Raw genomic sequence first — 14,607 nt, forward strand, 5'->3', positions numbered from 1 at the left:
GGTATAATTTAATTAACACATGAGGAATTAACGATGATTTGCCAAAAATGCAAGAAAAAACTTGCCACAGTTAGATATGCAGAGGTTATAGATGGACATGTTACTGAGATTCATTTGTGCCCTGACTGTTTAATAGAAGTCCAAAATAACCCGAAAGGATTTAAACTGAGTTCAGAAGAACCACAAGTAAAAGAACCAAAAGAAACTATAGAAGATATATCCAAAAAGGCAAAAGTCAAATCTATATGTTCGGTATGTGGTACCCAGCTGAATTATATCCAGGAAAAAAACAAGGTTGGTTGTTTTACATGTTACAAAAATTTTGGTCCAGAAATAGAGTCTATACTTGAAGTTATTCAAGGTGGAGGCACTCATATCGGTAAAAAATTAAATTATTCTAATGATGAAGAGCGGGTTCGGGCACAGTTTCTTCTGGATACTAAAAAAGCGTTAATTCGACAAGCAATTAAAGCAGAAGATTACGAATTTGCGGCTAAGCTACGTGATGAAATTATAGATTTAGAGAAAACAATATCTTCTTGGAAAATGGGAAAGAATTAGTTATGATTATGAAAACGTGGGTAGATAATAAACCAATATGGTGGAAAGAAGAGGCAGAAGGTGCACCGGTTGCTATTTTTACTGTCGGGACATTATGTCGTAATGTTGCAGGGTTCTTTTTTCCAGTACGAATGGGCGAAGAAGAAAAAGAACGGCTTGAAATCTTATTGAAAGAAGCACTAACGCAGTTTGATGAGTTTTCAGTAGATGAATATGTCAGTTTTGCAGGAGTATCTCCACGAGAACACCTTTTTTTGTCAGAACGATTTCTCGTGTCTTACGATTTACTTTCAGGTATTGGACGTAGAGGTGTTTTTATTAGTAGAGACCAACGGTTTTCGCTAATGATTAATGGGGGAGAGCATCTTGTTCTTCGTTCCGTTTTTGCAGGGGCTCAGGTTGAGAAGGTCTGGGAATTACTTAATCAAATCGACGATAGAATAAGCAAGTCTATTGACTATATGACAGACTCACGGTTGGGATTTTTAACGTCAGATTTGAACCTTGTTGGTACAGGGTTGAAGTTATTTGTTATTCTTCATCTTCCAGGACTGGCAAGAACGGGGAGTATAATGCTCTGGGAAGAAAAATTGAAGTCATTAGGTTTTTATTTAAATGGAATTAAAACAGGTCCTCCCGTTGACGCCAGGCCATTATCCATCCCAAAACATCTTGTTGAACAAGGATTTCATAGTACCATAGGCACGCCAGTTACTGTCGGATTTATAGAGACAGTAGGTAGTCTTTTTGCCATTGGTAATAAGTATACCCTTGGATTTTCCGAAGCAGAGATAGTTTTTTCCTTATCCCACATGGTTAGTGAAATAACAAAGGCTGAAAATGATGCAAGACAGAAATTGTTATCTTCAAGTCGGTTAACATTAGAAGATATCGTAGGAAGAGCTGAAGGTGTCGCATACGGAGCTAAATTTTTGGAATTTGCTGAGGCAATTGAGTTATGGTCTGCTTTGCAATTAGGCTCTTCTTTGAACCTAACTTCTAAAAATATTCCATCTTTACCTTTACCTTTGCTTTTTGAACTTCAAGGAGGACATATTATCATTAATTTAACTGGAAATGGGAATAACACTGTGAAGATGAGTTTAGCACGCGCAAGCAAGTTTAAGGAAATATTCAAAAATTAATTTAAGAACAAAAGAATTTTTTATAAGGGAATAAGTAAATGTTATGGGAACGATTTACAGAACGAGCTCGGCATGTTATCGCTGTCGCTCGTAATGAGGCTGTAAAACGAGGAAGTGAATACGTTCGTACTGAACATATTTTATTTGCTCTTTGTCTTGAAACAGAGGGTATTGCTGCGAAGGCTTTATTAAATTTAGGCATAGATTTAGAACAGTTATTGCAAGAAATTGAACATCGTTGTCCTTCCGGACCGGCTTTGCTTTCATCCGATGAAATTACCTACACACCAAGAGCAAAAAAAGTTCTTGAGATGGCAGTTGAAGAAGCACATCGTTTTAACCATACTTATGTAGGTACCGAGCATATCCTTTTAGGTCTAATTAAAGAGGGAGAAGGAGTTGCTGCAAAATTGCTACATGATTTTGGTGTTGACTTACACCGTGCACAAGCAGAAATTATGAAACTTATCGGTGAAACCAGTAAAGGTGGAAAGAGCGAACCTCATGAGCGGAAAAAATCTACGACTCCTGCTTTAGATACATTTGGTAGAGATTTAACCTACTTAGCGAGAGAAGGCAAATTAGACCCCGTAATTGGGAGAGAAGTGGAAATTGAGCGTGTAATACAGATATTAAGTAGGAGAACAAAAAACAACCCAGTTCTTATTGGTGAGGCAGGTGTCGGTAAAACTGCAATAGTTGAGGGGTTGGCTCAGGCAATTGTAAATGGGAATGTGCCAGATTTGTTATTAAATAAACGTGTTTTGACATTAGATTTAGGAGCAGTTATTGCAGGAACGAAGTATCGGGGACAGTTTGAAGAACGATTAAAATCGGTCATGAAAGAAATTCAAAGGGAAGATAATATTATTCTATTTATTGATGAAATACATACAATTGTAGGTGCAGGAGCCGCAGAAGGTGCTGTTGATGCTGCAAATATGTTAAAGCCTGCTTTGGCTCGCGGTGAATTGCAATGTATCGGTGCCACAACTGCCGATGAGTATCGTAAATATATTGAAAAAGATAGTGCCCTTGCACGTCGTTTTCAAACTATTTTTGTGGATGCGCCTACTCCAGAAGAGACAATTAGGATATTGGAAGGACTGCGTGATAAGTATGAAGCACATCATAAAGTAAAATATACCGATGACGCTATCATCGCAGCAGTTCGATTATCCGACCAATATATTTCTGATAGATATCTGCCAGACAAAGCAATTGATGTCCTTGACGAAGCGGGGAGTCGTGTCCGTTTACAAATTACGACAAGACCAAAGGAATTAAAAGAATTAGAAGCGGAAATCGAAAAAGTAACACAGGATAAAGAGATAGCTATAAAACACCAGGAATTTGAAAAAGCAGCTTCACTACGTGACCGTGAACGGAGATTACAATCTCTTTATCAAGAGAAGAAAAAGGAATGGGAGTCACAGCGAGATTCTGCTCAAGCAGTAGTTACTGCTGAAGACATCGCTTACGTCGTTTCGAAATGGACAGGAGTCCCACTTACCAAGATTGGGGAGACTGAATCTGAACGATTGCTTCGAATGCGTGAAGAGCTACATAAATCGATAGTCGGACAAGATGAAGCGATTAATGCCATTACCCGCGCAATTCAAAGGTCAAGAGCAGGTTTGAGGCACTCAAACCGTCCTGTAGGCTCGTTTTTATTTTTGGGTCCTACTGGTGTAGGAAAAACACTTCTCGCTAAGAAACTCGCTGAATTCTTGTTTGGTGATGAGCGGGCTCTAATTACGTTAGATATGTCGGAATATATGGAAAAATTTACTGTATCACGACTTATGGGGGCACCTCCAGGATATGTAGGTTATGATGAAGGAGGTCAATTAACAGAGCAGGTAAGACGGAGACCATACTCAGTAGTGCTGTTCGATGAAATAGAAAAGGCACATCCTGATATTTTTAATGCATTATTGCAAATACTTGAAGAAGGCCAAATGACCGATGGTAGTGGAAGAAAAGTAGATTTTAAAAACACGGTAATTGTTTTAACGTCAAATATTGGAGCACGTAAAATTGGAAAGTCAACCTCATTAGGTTTTCAAAAAGATAGTATAGAAGAAGAATATGAAAAGATGCGTGACCGTGTTATGGAAGAAGTTAGGAAAACATTTAATCCAGAATTTCTAAACCGTTTAGATGAAGTCCTTGTTTTCCATCGCCTTACTCAGGAACAATTAGAACAAATTGTCGATATTCAAATGAATGAAGTTACTAAGCATTTACAAGAAAAACAAATGAAAATTGAAATTACACCTTCAGCTAAAAAATTCCTTGTAAATATAGGTAGTAGTGAAGAATATGGTGCTCGTCCTCTTCGTAGGTCTATTCAACAAAACATTGAAGACCCGCTTGCTGAGAAACTGCTCTCAGGCGAAATAAAGGAGGGAAGTACTGTATTAATTGATTTAAATTCCGATGGAACTGCTCTGGAATTTAAGGTAAAGGAGAACCAGTTTGAAAATCAATTACCAAAAACGGATAATAATACTGTAAAATTAATAAATAATTAGGGCAAAACTGTAGGCGAAAAATATTGAATATAACATAATGAAGGGATTTGTTCAATGTTAAGAACAAGATATGTACATGTCATTTTATCTATTGTTATTTTTATTTTATGTAAAAATTCTGTGACACAAGAAACGGATTATTCAGGCAAAGAAGTTCTTTCTGTAAATATTCAAGGGCTTGAAAAACTTAACGAACAGGTTGTGTTAGGACAGGTAGAAACAAAAGTGGGAGATAAACTCAATTCCAGAGCTGTAGCACGAGATATTAAACGAATTTATAATTTAGGCTATTTTACAAAAGTAAGTGTTGAGGTCATTCCAGAAGGGGATGGAGTCAAAGTGACATATATAGTGGAAGAAGAACGAAGAATATCAGATGTGAAAATAATTGGTTGCAAAAAAATAAAACCCCGTGCAATAGAACCTGTATTAAAGCAAAAAAGAGGAACTTCTTTTATTCCCGAACTTTGTGAGGAAGATAGAAAAGCAATTATTAATATGTATCAAGCAAAGGGATATGCAAATACAAAGGTTGATGTTATAACAGAAAAAGTGGAACCTGGACTTGTTCGTATTATTTATTCTATTGATGAAGGGAAAAAAGCAAGAATTAAAGAGATTGAAATTGAAGGGAACTCAGCACTGAGTGACCGTCAGGTAAAGAAAGCAATGAAGACCAAACCCGCTTGGTGGTTTTTGGGTGGTAAATATGACGAGACCAAATTTGAGACCGACCTGGAGAATATAGTTAATAAGTATGGAGACCACGGTTATTTAGATGCTAAAGTAACGCATACAGATGTTCTATATACAGATAATGGAAAAAAGCTTAGAATAAAACTTTTTGTTGAGGAGGGAGACCAATATAAAGTTCAATCTCTACAATACGCAAATAATATCGTTTTTGATGCTGAAGAGTTAGAAAAGGATATCAAAGTAAAACCAGAAGATATTCATAATAAAGGACAGGTGGCTAAAGATGCTCAAGTACTTGAAAAGAAATACCAAGATAGTGGTTATGTGGATGCTACCGTAACTCCACAGGTCTCAAAAGATGAACAGAATAAAACAACGAATATTGTATATAACATATCTGAAAGTGAATTGAAATATATAAAACAAGTTGATATTACGGGTAATGATGTTACACAAGATGAAGTCATTCGCAGGCAGGTATTAGTGAAACCTGGAGAACGATATGATGGTTCTGCTGTGGAATCAAGCCGATTGCGACTTGAAAATACGGATTATTTTGATAAAATCCGTATTACGCTCCATGATGATGAAGAAGACCCAAGATATTCTAATTTACTTGTAGATGTAGAGGAAGGGAAAACCAATACCTTTCTTTTCGGAGCTGGGTATAGTACAGATGAAGGTGTTGGCGGTTTTGCACAGTTAAGACTAAGAAATTTTGACATTACCAACTGGCCATCCTTTTCAGGGGGAGGACAACAATTTTCAGCACGTGTTCACGTCGGTGACAGAAGAGACCGCTATAGTGTAAGTTTCACTGACCCCGAGATATTTGGATATCCTATTTCACTTGGCGTAGATTTGTATGATGAATCCTATTGGGTTCGTAGTGGTGCAGACTACCGTGAAAATCAGACAGGAGGACAAATACGTTTTGGGAAGGCGCTTTCACTTTACAATACTGCACGGTTAGCATTTAGGGTTGAAGATGTCGATATTAGTGACCTTTCATGGTTTATAAATCCTGAAATAAGAAAACAAACTGAAAATTCAACAACGGTAAGTACAATTTTGAGTTTAGAGAGAAATACTTTAGACCGTTATCGTGACCCAAGTCGTGGTATTAATGCTGTGTTAAGTTCAGAACTTGCTGGACTTGGCGGAGATAATAATTTTGTAAAATTGCAACTTGATTTTGCTTGGTATAGGGCATTGGATAAAGATAAAAAGTGGGTTTTTATGCTAAGAACTCGTGAGGGTTGGATGACAGAATATGGAGACTCAGATTATATACCACTAATCTACCGTTTTTATGCTGGTGGTACTACCACAGTCCGAGGTTATGATTATCGTGATATTGGTCCTAAGATTCGTGAATATGGCTTCTTTGGAGATTGGATTGCCAAAGGCGGTAATTTACGATTAGTTAACAATTTAGAATTAAAGTATAAGGTGACAAATATCTTTAGAATTTATAGCTTTATTGATATGGGTGGTGTTTGGGAAGATGAGGGAGATATCGATTTGTCAGATTTAAGATATAGTAGCGGATTAGGAATAGGTGCAGAAATTCCGAAGATAGGACCTATTCGTGTTGATTATGGTATTCCATTAAATCCTGATGATGACCAAGGACACGGTAGATTACATTTAACTACAGGATTGCAATTCTAATCAAAAAGAATATATGATAAAGATTCCCTTATTCTTAGAAAAAATCCCGCATACGTGAAATTTAAAATAAAAATTTGATATACTTTCGTCTATATATTAAATAAGAATAAAATAACAATTGTTAAATTAACATAAATAGAAAGGATTCGCAGTGAACGGGAGATATTTTTTTATATCATTAACGATTTGTATTTTATTACTTCTTCCTGTCGGTATGATTTTTGCACAGGAACCAGTAAAGACTCAAAGTTCAGAAGCCTCATACAGAATTGCTGTTGTTGATGTTGAGCTTGTTATGAGGGAATACAATAAGAGAAAACAAAAATATGAAGAACTTCAAAAGGAAGTCGATTCCCAACAAAAAGAACTCGATAATCTGATGAGTCGTATTGAAGAAGATAGAAAAAAACTTGAGTCGGGTAAGTCTACAATGAGCGATGAAGAAAAACTGGATTTGAAAATGAAAATAGAACAAGAGGCGGCTACATATAGAGCAGAACTTGAAAAAAGGCAAAAAACTATTGATAGCAAGGAAGAACGAATTATTCGTGAATGTTTAGATGATATTCAAAACGCTATTAATGTAATTGCCACCTCAGATAATTATCATCTCGTATTCAATGCGGGCAAATCTCTGAAAAGCAGTTTATTATTTCACAGCCCAACAATGGATATAACCTCCAAAGTCCTAACCTATTTGAATTCAAATTCAAGTACTACGGAATCAGTAAAACCAAAGAAATAAAAACGGTTAATTGGTATATAGATAACTCTATATTGAAAAATTAAGAAAATGTCAATAAATGTGAAACAAATATCAGAATGGATAAATGGGATAATTATTAAGGGGGATGAAAACACTATAATAACAGGTGTTAATAGCATCGATAATGCGAGTAGTGGCGATTTAGTATTTGTCCGTGATAAAAAATATGAAGCGTTATTAACGAAAACCCAAGCATCTGCTGTGCTTATGTCCTCAGAACCTGTAGTTCCAGTACCAGAAAATCTTGTTTGTATTATAGTGACAAATCCAGAACTTGCATTTTTACAAGTATTACAACAATTTAATCCTCAAAAGATACAATTACCTGAAGGAATACACCCCTCTGCAGTTGTAGGGGATGATGTCACTTTGGGAGAGAATATTGCAATAGGTCCTTTTGTATTTGTTGGTAATAATTCAAAAATTGGCAATAAAACGAAGATATATCCCCATGTATATATCGGGGAAAACTGTGAGATTGGTGAAAACACCATTATATTTCCTAATGTCACTATCCGAGAAGAAACGAAAATAGGTTCTAATTGTATTATTCATTCAGGAGTATGTATTGGAACAGATGGATTTGGTTTCATTCATGATGGTAATTTGTGGCATAAAATTCCACAGATTGGATGTGTTATTATAGGAGATAATGTTGAAATAGGTAGTAATACATGTATTGACCGTGCTACATTTGGGGAGACCCAAATAGGCACAGGTACTAAAATAGATAATTTGGTTCAGATAGGACATAATGTTAAAATAGGTGAAAATTGTGCAATTGCAGCAACAACTGGTATAGCTGGCAGTGCTACTATAGGTAATAGTGTTCGAATTGGTGCCGGTGCGGGTATCAATGGACACATTAATATAGGAGACAATGCAACTATAGGTGCATGGTCAGGTGTAGCAAAGTCAGTGGAAGTTGGTGCTGTAGTTTCTGGTTTCCCTGCAACAGAACATTCGCGGGCAAAAAGGATATTAGTTGCCCAGCAGTATGTCCCCGAATTGCTCAGGAGAGTTAAAGAACTTGAAATGAAAATTCAAGAAATAGAGAGTAAAGTATATGAAAAATCAGCGAACAATCAGTAAAGAAGTATCTTTCTCAGGAGTAGGATTACATTCAGGAAGTTTAACAACAGTGACTTTTAAGCCTGCCCCCCCAGATACAGGAATTATCTTTATTCGAACCGATTTATCAGGAAAGCCAGCAATTCCTGCAGATATTGACCATGTAATTGATGTTTCTCGTGGTACTACTATTGGTTTAGGTAATGCCAAAGTAAGGACGGTAGAACATGGTTTGGCAGCAATGGCTGGCTTAGGTATTGATAATTTATACATTGAACTTGATAATGAAGAAATCCCTAATGGCGACGGGAGTGCTTTGCCTGTAATGAACTGCTTACTTCGGGCAGGAATAACAGAGCAGGAAGAGCCAAAAAGGTCACTGCTTGTTGATAGACCCGTATATTATCGTCAAGATGATGTAACTCTTAATATCCTTCCCGCAGATGAATTTCGCATTACCATGACCATTGCTTATGACCATGTTGCTATTGGTACACAGTATGCCAGCTTTATTATTAATGAAGAAACATTTATGAATCAACTTGCCCCTGCTCGTACATTTTGTTTTCTGAAAGAGGTAAAAATGTTGAAGGAGCAGGGATTAATCATGGGGGGAAGTTTAGAAAGTGCAGTAGTTATAGGGGATGAGGAAATTCTAAATGATGGATTACGATTTCCCGATGAATTTGTAAGACATAAAATTCTCGACTTGCTTGGTGATACATATCTATTAGGAAGACCTTTAATAGGACATATCATTGGCGTTAAGTCGGGACACGAAAAGAATGTAATGTTTACAAAACAAATAAAAAAAGTTTATCTGAACGGTTATGGGATTTATGCTATACATGACCCAAGACCAACAGCACATCGACAAATACCAGTTTTAGATGTAAATAAAATATTGAAAATATTACCACATCGCTATCCCTTCCTGTTAGTAGACCGAATTATCGAATTTACATCCATGAAAAAAGTGGTTGGAATTAAGAATGTTACAGTAAATGAGCCATTTTTCCAAGGGCATTGGCCTGATGTTCCTGTGATGCCAAGCATTTTGATTCTCGAAGCGATGGCACAAGTATCCTCTGTGCTCATTTTCCGAGAGAATGGCGACCCACCCCTTTATCAGGCATACTTCGTAGGTTTAGAAAAGGCGTCACTTCGTAGACTAGTAGTACCTGGAGACCAGCTTGTAGTGGAAGCAGAAATGGTTTACTACCGAAACGACCTATTCAAGGCAAAGGTTGTAGCTTCTGTAGAAAATCAAGTAGTGGCTGAAGCAACTATGAGTTTTGGTTTGGTAGAATTAAGAAAATAGATATTTTCCATTTTTATTTTTATAAACTATAAATGAGGGTGACTGAGTTCTGTTAATAATCATAAAGAGAGATTGGTTTTTCATAAATTGTTTGAAAAATTATAGTTAAAACAATTAATATTAATCATCAAAATATTAGAAGAAAAGAATGTTTTATAAAAATTGAGATTACATTTATATGTTGGCAAAAAGATGAAATTTAATAATTATTATATTGGTTATTTTTTTATTGCTATATTATTTTTATTTATTCAATCATGTGAAAATCCGAGAAAAGACATTTTTATAGTTTCTGGCCAAATAGAGTGCAAAGTACATACCCCTGGCTCGACAATAGGTGGACGTATTATTAAAATTTACGTAAACGAAGGGGATACGGTAAAAAAAGACCAATCATTAATTCAGTTTGATTGTGCTCAGCAAGAGTCAATGTACCAATCCGCATTGGCGGGTGTAAAACGTGCAGAAGCTTTAGTAGAAAAATTAAAAAAAGGGGCAACAGAAGAGGAACTTCGTCAGGCGGAAAAAGCAGTGGCTTCCGCAGAGGCACAGTATAAATTATTACTTGCTGGAGCAAGGGAAGAAGATAAAAAATCTGCAAAAGCAGCCTTGGATTCTGCTCAAGCTACTTATGAAATAGCAAAAAAAGATTATGAACGAGCAGAACGTTTATATAATGAAGGGGCTATATCGAAAAAAGAATGGGAACAAACAAAGATACTCTACGAAAAGGTTCAAGCTGAATACCGTGTTGCAGAAGAAAAATATAAACAACTTCAAAAAGGAGCACGAGACGAAGAGATAGAAGCGGCAAAATCCAACTGGGAAAGAACTTTAGCCATTCTTGATGAGGTGAAACGTGGGCCCCGAATTGAAGATATTCGTTCTGCAGAATCTGCCCTGGAATCCGCCAGAGCGGAACTTGCAAGAATGGAAACAATATTAAAGGAGTGTTTAGTAACATCACCTATTGATGGAATTGTCGAATCAATTTCGGTCCGAGAGGGAAACATAATCCCCCCAGGGGCGTGTATAAGAATAGTTAATCCTGATGATTTGGAAATGTTTATATATGTTCCTGCTTATGTCTTGGGGTATTTGTCCGTAGGGCAAGTTTTAAATTTTCGAACCGATGCTTATGGAGAAGAGGAATTTTCTGGAAAGGTTATATATATTGCTTCAGAAGGTGAATTTACCCCACGAAATCTACAAACACAAGAAGAACGGATACAGCAGGTATTCGCTGTAAAATTGGCATTAACTTCCTATAATGGAAGACTACGAGCAGGAATGACCGCTACAGTAAAAATTCCATTGACAAAATGAATATGACTATGACAACTATAGAAGAAAATTCCATTACCAATCATACTCCTTCTGCAGTAATACAGGTAAACGATTTAACACGAATGTTCGGTACTTATATTGCTGTTGACCATGTATCTCTAACAGTACGAGAACGGGATATCTTTGGATTATTAGGACCGAATGGTTCAGGAAAAACGACATTGATTCGTATGCTATGCGGGATATTACGCCCCACATCGGGTGACGCTTACGTATTGGGATATAACATTGTTTCTGAAAGTGAGGAAATCAAAAAATCTATTGGATATATGTCTCAGCAATTTAGTTTATATTCTGACCTTACTGTTTATGAGAATTTGAATTTTTATGCACAAATATATGGTATCCCGAGGAAGCACAGAAAAGAATCTATTGATGAGGTTGTTAATATTGTAGATATAAAACCTTATTTAAATTATTTGTCAGGGGCTCTATCAGGAGGTTGGAAACAACGATTGGCTTTGGCATGTGCATTGGTGCACAAACCAAAATTATTATTTTTAGATGAACCTACTGCGGGTATTGACCCTGTGGCGAGGCGTGACTTGTGGAATTTACTTTTTGACTTATCAGCCCGTGGAACTACCTTTTTTGTTACTACACATTATATGGATGAGGCGGAACGATGTTCTCATTTGGGCTATATCTATTTTTCAAAACTTATTGCATATGGGACCCCTGAGGACTTGAAAAGGATGCCTCGAGTTACTCCAGAAGGTTATCAGAGATATGAACTTCGTATAGACCATCTTACTGAAGCCATGCGAGAGTTATTAAAAATGGATTATGTACATGATGCAACAATGTTTTCAGATGTTATACATATCCTTATTAAGCAAGGTTATGACGAGGAACTTCAACAATCAATTCAAAAAAAAGGATTTCATATTCAATCACTTAGATTAGTACCTCCAACACTTGAAGATGTTTTTGTAAGTTTAACCCGTTCATATGGAAAATAATATGCTACAGGGCTTTTTTGCAATTGTGTATAAAGAGACAAGACACATAGTAAGAGACCCTCGTAGTCTATTTTTAATGTTAGTCATTCCAGGCTTAGAATTAGTTATATTTGGCTTCGCTGTAAATTTAGATATAAAAAACATTAAAACTGGGGTGTTAAACCAAGACAAGAGAATTGAGAGTCGGAATTTACTGGACCAATTTGTAAATTCGGGGTACTTCGATATTGTATATATTTGTAATTCTGAGGAGGAAATGGCATCTGCTTTGAGAAGAGGATATATAAGGGTAGGAATACATATTCCTCCTTACTACACAGATAGAATACTGAAGAACGAACATGTTGATGTCCAAATTCTTATCGATGGGAGTGATTCAACCGTCGCTATGCAGGCTTTAAACGTCAGTAATGCGATAGGATTGCGTGCATCAATAAAAATATTGAGTAAAACGAACTCTTTACCGTCTCAATTTCCGATTGATATGCGTCCACGTGTTTTGTTTAATCCCGACATGCGTACAGCCAATTTTATGATACCTGGATTAATTGGGGTCATCCTTCAGGTTATAGTAATGCTACTTACTTCCTTTGCAGTTGTTCGGGAGAAAGAACAACGAACATTGGAGCAATTGGTCGTTACCCCAGTATCAAGATTCGGTTTAATGCTTGGGAAACTGGTGCCATTTTTAGGAGTTGGAATTTGTGAAACAATCTCGGTTCTTTTTTTGATGAGGTTTTTATTCCAAGTTCCTATTGCAGGAAGTCTATTATTACTTTCTTTTTTTGCGATTATTTTCCTTTTCACAACATTAGGAATGGGTTTACTGGTTTCTACTTTTTCCCAAAACCAGATTCAAGCCCTTCAAATTTCTTTCGTTATCTTGCTTCCCTCATTCTTACTGTCAGGTTTTATGTTTCCTCAAGAAACAATGCCCCGAGTGATTTATTGGATTGGACAAGTTGTCCCAGCAACATATTTTATTCGCATCTTACGAGGTATTATTCTTCGTAATGCTGGTTTTTGGGACTTATGGCATAACGGTGCTATACTTGGAATAATGGGAATTATTATCATCGTTATTGCTTCGTTCCGATTCCACAAAACGGTTGGATAAATGCAACTATTTCTTGACTTTCTATCTTAATAATTTGCACTAATCTTTTCATATACATGATAATCCCATAATTTATTTATCTTCAGAATATAGAAAGATATGGTATGCTTATGTTGAAAAAGAGCACAGTTTCATTTTCTTTATTATGCCTTGTAGGTTTTTTGGTGGATTTTGCAATCATGGCTGGGATTGTCGCCTTGCCATTTTTAATACTTGAACATATTCCATCTGGAAATACCGCTTTATCTGGAAATGTTTTTGCTGTTCAAATGGCAACCTATACAATCGCATGTCTAATAATGTCAAGGATAGTAGGTGAGTCAAAAAATATATTGTTTTGGGCACGTTGGGGAGTTATTATTTTTACCTTTGCTTATCCGCTATTTCCTTTTATTCCTAATAAATTTACATTATATTTATGTTCAATATTCTCATTTATCGGTATGGCGCTTTCCTGGCCCGCTTTTTATGCATGGGTTGGTACAGAACCGAATGAATATAAAAGGCAGAGAAATCTTGCTATATTTAATATGTTATGGAGTCTGGGTTTTACTATGAGTCCGTTAATCTCAGGTCCTCTTTACGATTTTGATTATAGGGCTCCCTTTATCTTGGTTTTTTGTGTAAGTCTTTTTTCATTTATTTTACTTATGATTATTCCAGATGCAAGTAAGTATCATCCTATACCTCAAGAAGCAGAAGACACTTCCCGAGATAAAAGTGTAGAAATGGAAAATAATGGTATTTATTTGTATCCCTATTGGTTAGGAGTTTTTTTAGCAAATTTAATGACAATTATTCCAAGGTCGACTTATGCGGAACATTTGAAGCAGATGGTTGCTCAAGGGGAATTGAGGTTTTTATTTGAAAGTATTCCGTCTGCTCTATTACAAACAGACCCAGCAACAAAGTTTTCCTGGCCATCTGCGATGATGGCATTTGCCACCGCAGGTATTTTTTTGTTATTTGCATGGACCCAATTTTGGAGATATCGACTATCTATTTTAATTGTTTCTCAGGCGGTTTGTGCTTTATTCTTTCTTCTTCTCTCTGAAACTAAAAGTATTATTTTAATATGTATCGCTTTTGCAATTATAGGGGCTAATCATGGACTAACATTTTTTGCAAGCACCTATTATAGCGTGCATAATCCAAAGCTTAGACATCGTAGGGCATCTATTAATGAGGGATTAATTGGATTAGGTGGTGTAGTTGGAAGTCTTATATTTGGTTCCCTTGTCGAAAAATATGGTGTGAGATTATCATATAAAATTATAATATTTCTGATTGTGTTGGTTATTTTTATTGAGATTTTTATTTTTGACTATTTACAAAAAAAAGCACAATATAAATATAGGGATAGTGCTTGTAAATCAGAAAATAAGTAAAGAATTATTTAAGGGATATTTT

11 protein-coding genes are annotated in these 14,607 nt (G+C 36.1%); all 11 read left to right on the forward strand.

The genetic code is table 11. The features are described 5' to 3' along the window. Nucleotides 1–33: 33 nt before the first annotated feature. The 11 genes from PLJ10_01425 (at nucleotide 34) to PLJ10_01475 (ending at nucleotide 14,585) form a co-directional block, all read left to right on the forward strand. The gene (locus PLJ10_01425) at nucleotides 34–561 is read left to right on the forward strand and encodes a UvrB/UvrC motif-containing protein (GenBank protein HOK08303.1); all 528 of its coding nucleotides are present in this window, start codon (nucleotides 34–36) and stop codon (nucleotides 559–561) included. A 2-nt stretch (nucleotides 562–563) separates the two neighbouring features. Beyond that, nucleotides 564–1,706: a hypothetical protein gene (locus PLJ10_01430; protein ID HOK08304.1), complete on the forward strand. Its 1,143-nt coding sequence runs from the start codon at nucleotides 564–566 to the stop codon at nucleotides 1,704–1,706. Nucleotides 1,707–1,744: 38 nt separating this feature from the next. Beyond that, on the forward strand, nucleotides 1,745–4,243 hold the full coding sequence (locus tag PLJ10_01435; protein ID HOK08305.1) for an ATP-dependent Clp protease ATP-binding subunit: 2,499 nt from the start codon (nucleotides 1,745–1,747) through the stop codon (nucleotides 4,241–4,243). 54 nt (nucleotides 4,244–4,297) lie between these two features. Beyond that, nucleotides 4,298–6,613: an outer membrane protein assembly factor BamA gene (gene bamA / locus PLJ10_01440; GenBank protein HOK08306.1), complete on the forward strand. Its 2,316-nt coding sequence runs from the start codon at nucleotides 4,298–4,300 to the stop codon at nucleotides 6,611–6,613. Between the two features lie 151 nt (nucleotides 6,614–6,764). Then, nucleotides 6,765–7,358: an OmpH family outer membrane protein gene (locus PLJ10_01445; GenBank protein HOK08307.1), complete on the forward strand. Its 594-nt coding sequence runs from the start codon at nucleotides 6,765–6,767 to the stop codon at nucleotides 7,356–7,358. A gap of 60 nt (nucleotides 7,359–7,418) precedes the next feature. Then, the gene (gene lpxD, locus PLJ10_01450) at nucleotides 7,419–8,471 is read left to right on the forward strand and encodes a UDP-3-O-(3-hydroxymyristoyl)glucosamine N-acyltransferase (protein HOK08308.1); all 1,053 of its coding nucleotides are present in this window, start codon (nucleotides 7,419–7,421) and stop codon (nucleotides 8,469–8,471) included. After that, nucleotides 8,446–9,771 carry a bifunctional UDP-3-O-[3-hydroxymyristoyl] N-acetylglucosamine deacetylase/3-hydroxyacyl-ACP dehydratase gene (locus tag PLJ10_01455; GenBank protein ID HOK08309.1) on the forward strand — a complete coding sequence of 442 codons (1,326 nt, stop codon included), beginning with the start codon at nucleotides 8,446–8,448 and terminating at the stop codon, nucleotides 9,769–9,771. The genes lpxD and PLJ10_01455 overlap by 26 nt, the downstream gene beginning before the upstream one ends. 192 nt (nucleotides 9,772–9,963) lie before the next feature. Then, nucleotides 9,964–11,097: an efflux RND transporter periplasmic adaptor subunit gene (locus PLJ10_01460; protein HOK08310.1), complete on the forward strand. Its 1,134-nt coding sequence runs from the start codon at nucleotides 9,964–9,966 to the stop codon at nucleotides 11,095–11,097. 8 nt (nucleotides 11,098–11,105) lie between these two features. Next, nucleotides 11,106–12,080: an ABC transporter ATP-binding protein gene (locus tag PLJ10_01465; GenBank protein ID HOK08311.1), complete on the forward strand. Its 975-nt coding sequence runs from the start codon at nucleotides 11,106–11,108 to the stop codon at nucleotides 12,078–12,080. 1 nt (nucleotide 12,081) lies between these two features. Beyond that, complete coding sequence (locus PLJ10_01470; protein ID HOK08312.1) at nucleotides 12,082–13,197, forward strand: ABC transporter permease; 1,116 nt, start codon at nucleotides 12,082–12,084, stop codon at nucleotides 13,195–13,197. Nucleotides 13,198–13,301: 104 nt separating this feature from the next. After that, nucleotides 13,302–14,585, forward strand: a complete 1,284-nt coding sequence (locus PLJ10_01475) for an MFS transporter (GenBank protein ID HOK08313.1) — start codon at nucleotides 13,302–13,304, stop codon at nucleotides 14,583–14,585. Nucleotides 14,586–14,607 lie beyond the last annotated feature (22 nt).

Source organism: Candidatus Hydrogenedens sp. (assembly GCA_035361075.1).
In the GTDB taxonomy this organism is placed as follows: domain Bacteria; phylum Hydrogenedentota; class Hydrogenedentia; order Hydrogenedentales; family Hydrogenedentaceae; genus Hydrogenedens.

Excerpts from the sequence above, each read along its gene's own strand:
- PLJ10_01425 (HOK08303.1), top strand. The coding sequence starts at position 34 with ATGATTTGCCAAAAATGCAAGAAAAAACTTGCCACAGTTAGATATGCA.
- PLJ10_01430 (HOK08304.1), top strand. The coding sequence starts at position 564 with ATGATTATGAAAACGTGGGTAGATAATAAACCAATATGGTGGAAAGAA.
- PLJ10_01435 (HOK08305.1), top strand. The coding sequence starts at position 1,745 with ATGTTATGGGAACGATTTACAGAACGAGCTCGGCATGTTATCGCTGTC.
- bamA (HOK08306.1), top strand. The coding sequence starts at position 4,298 with ATGTTAAGAACAAGATATGTACATGTCATTTTATCTATTGTTATTTTT.
- PLJ10_01455 (HOK08309.1), top strand. The coding sequence starts at position 8,446 with ATGAAAAATCAGCGAACAATCAGTAAAGAAGTATCTTTCTCAGGAGTA.
- PLJ10_01460 (HOK08310.1), top strand. The coding sequence starts at position 9,964 with ATGAAATTTAATAATTATTATATTGGTTATTTTTTTATTGCTATATTA.
- PLJ10_01465 (HOK08311.1), top strand. The coding sequence starts at position 11,106 with ATGACAACTATAGAAGAAAATTCCATTACCAATCATACTCCTTCTGCA.
- PLJ10_01470 (HOK08312.1), top strand. The coding sequence starts at position 12,082 with ATGCTACAGGGCTTTTTTGCAATTGTGTATAAAGAGACAAGACACATA.
- PLJ10_01475 (HOK08313.1), top strand. The coding sequence starts at position 13,302 with ATGCTTATGTTGAAAAAGAGCACAGTTTCATTTTCTTTATTATGCCTT.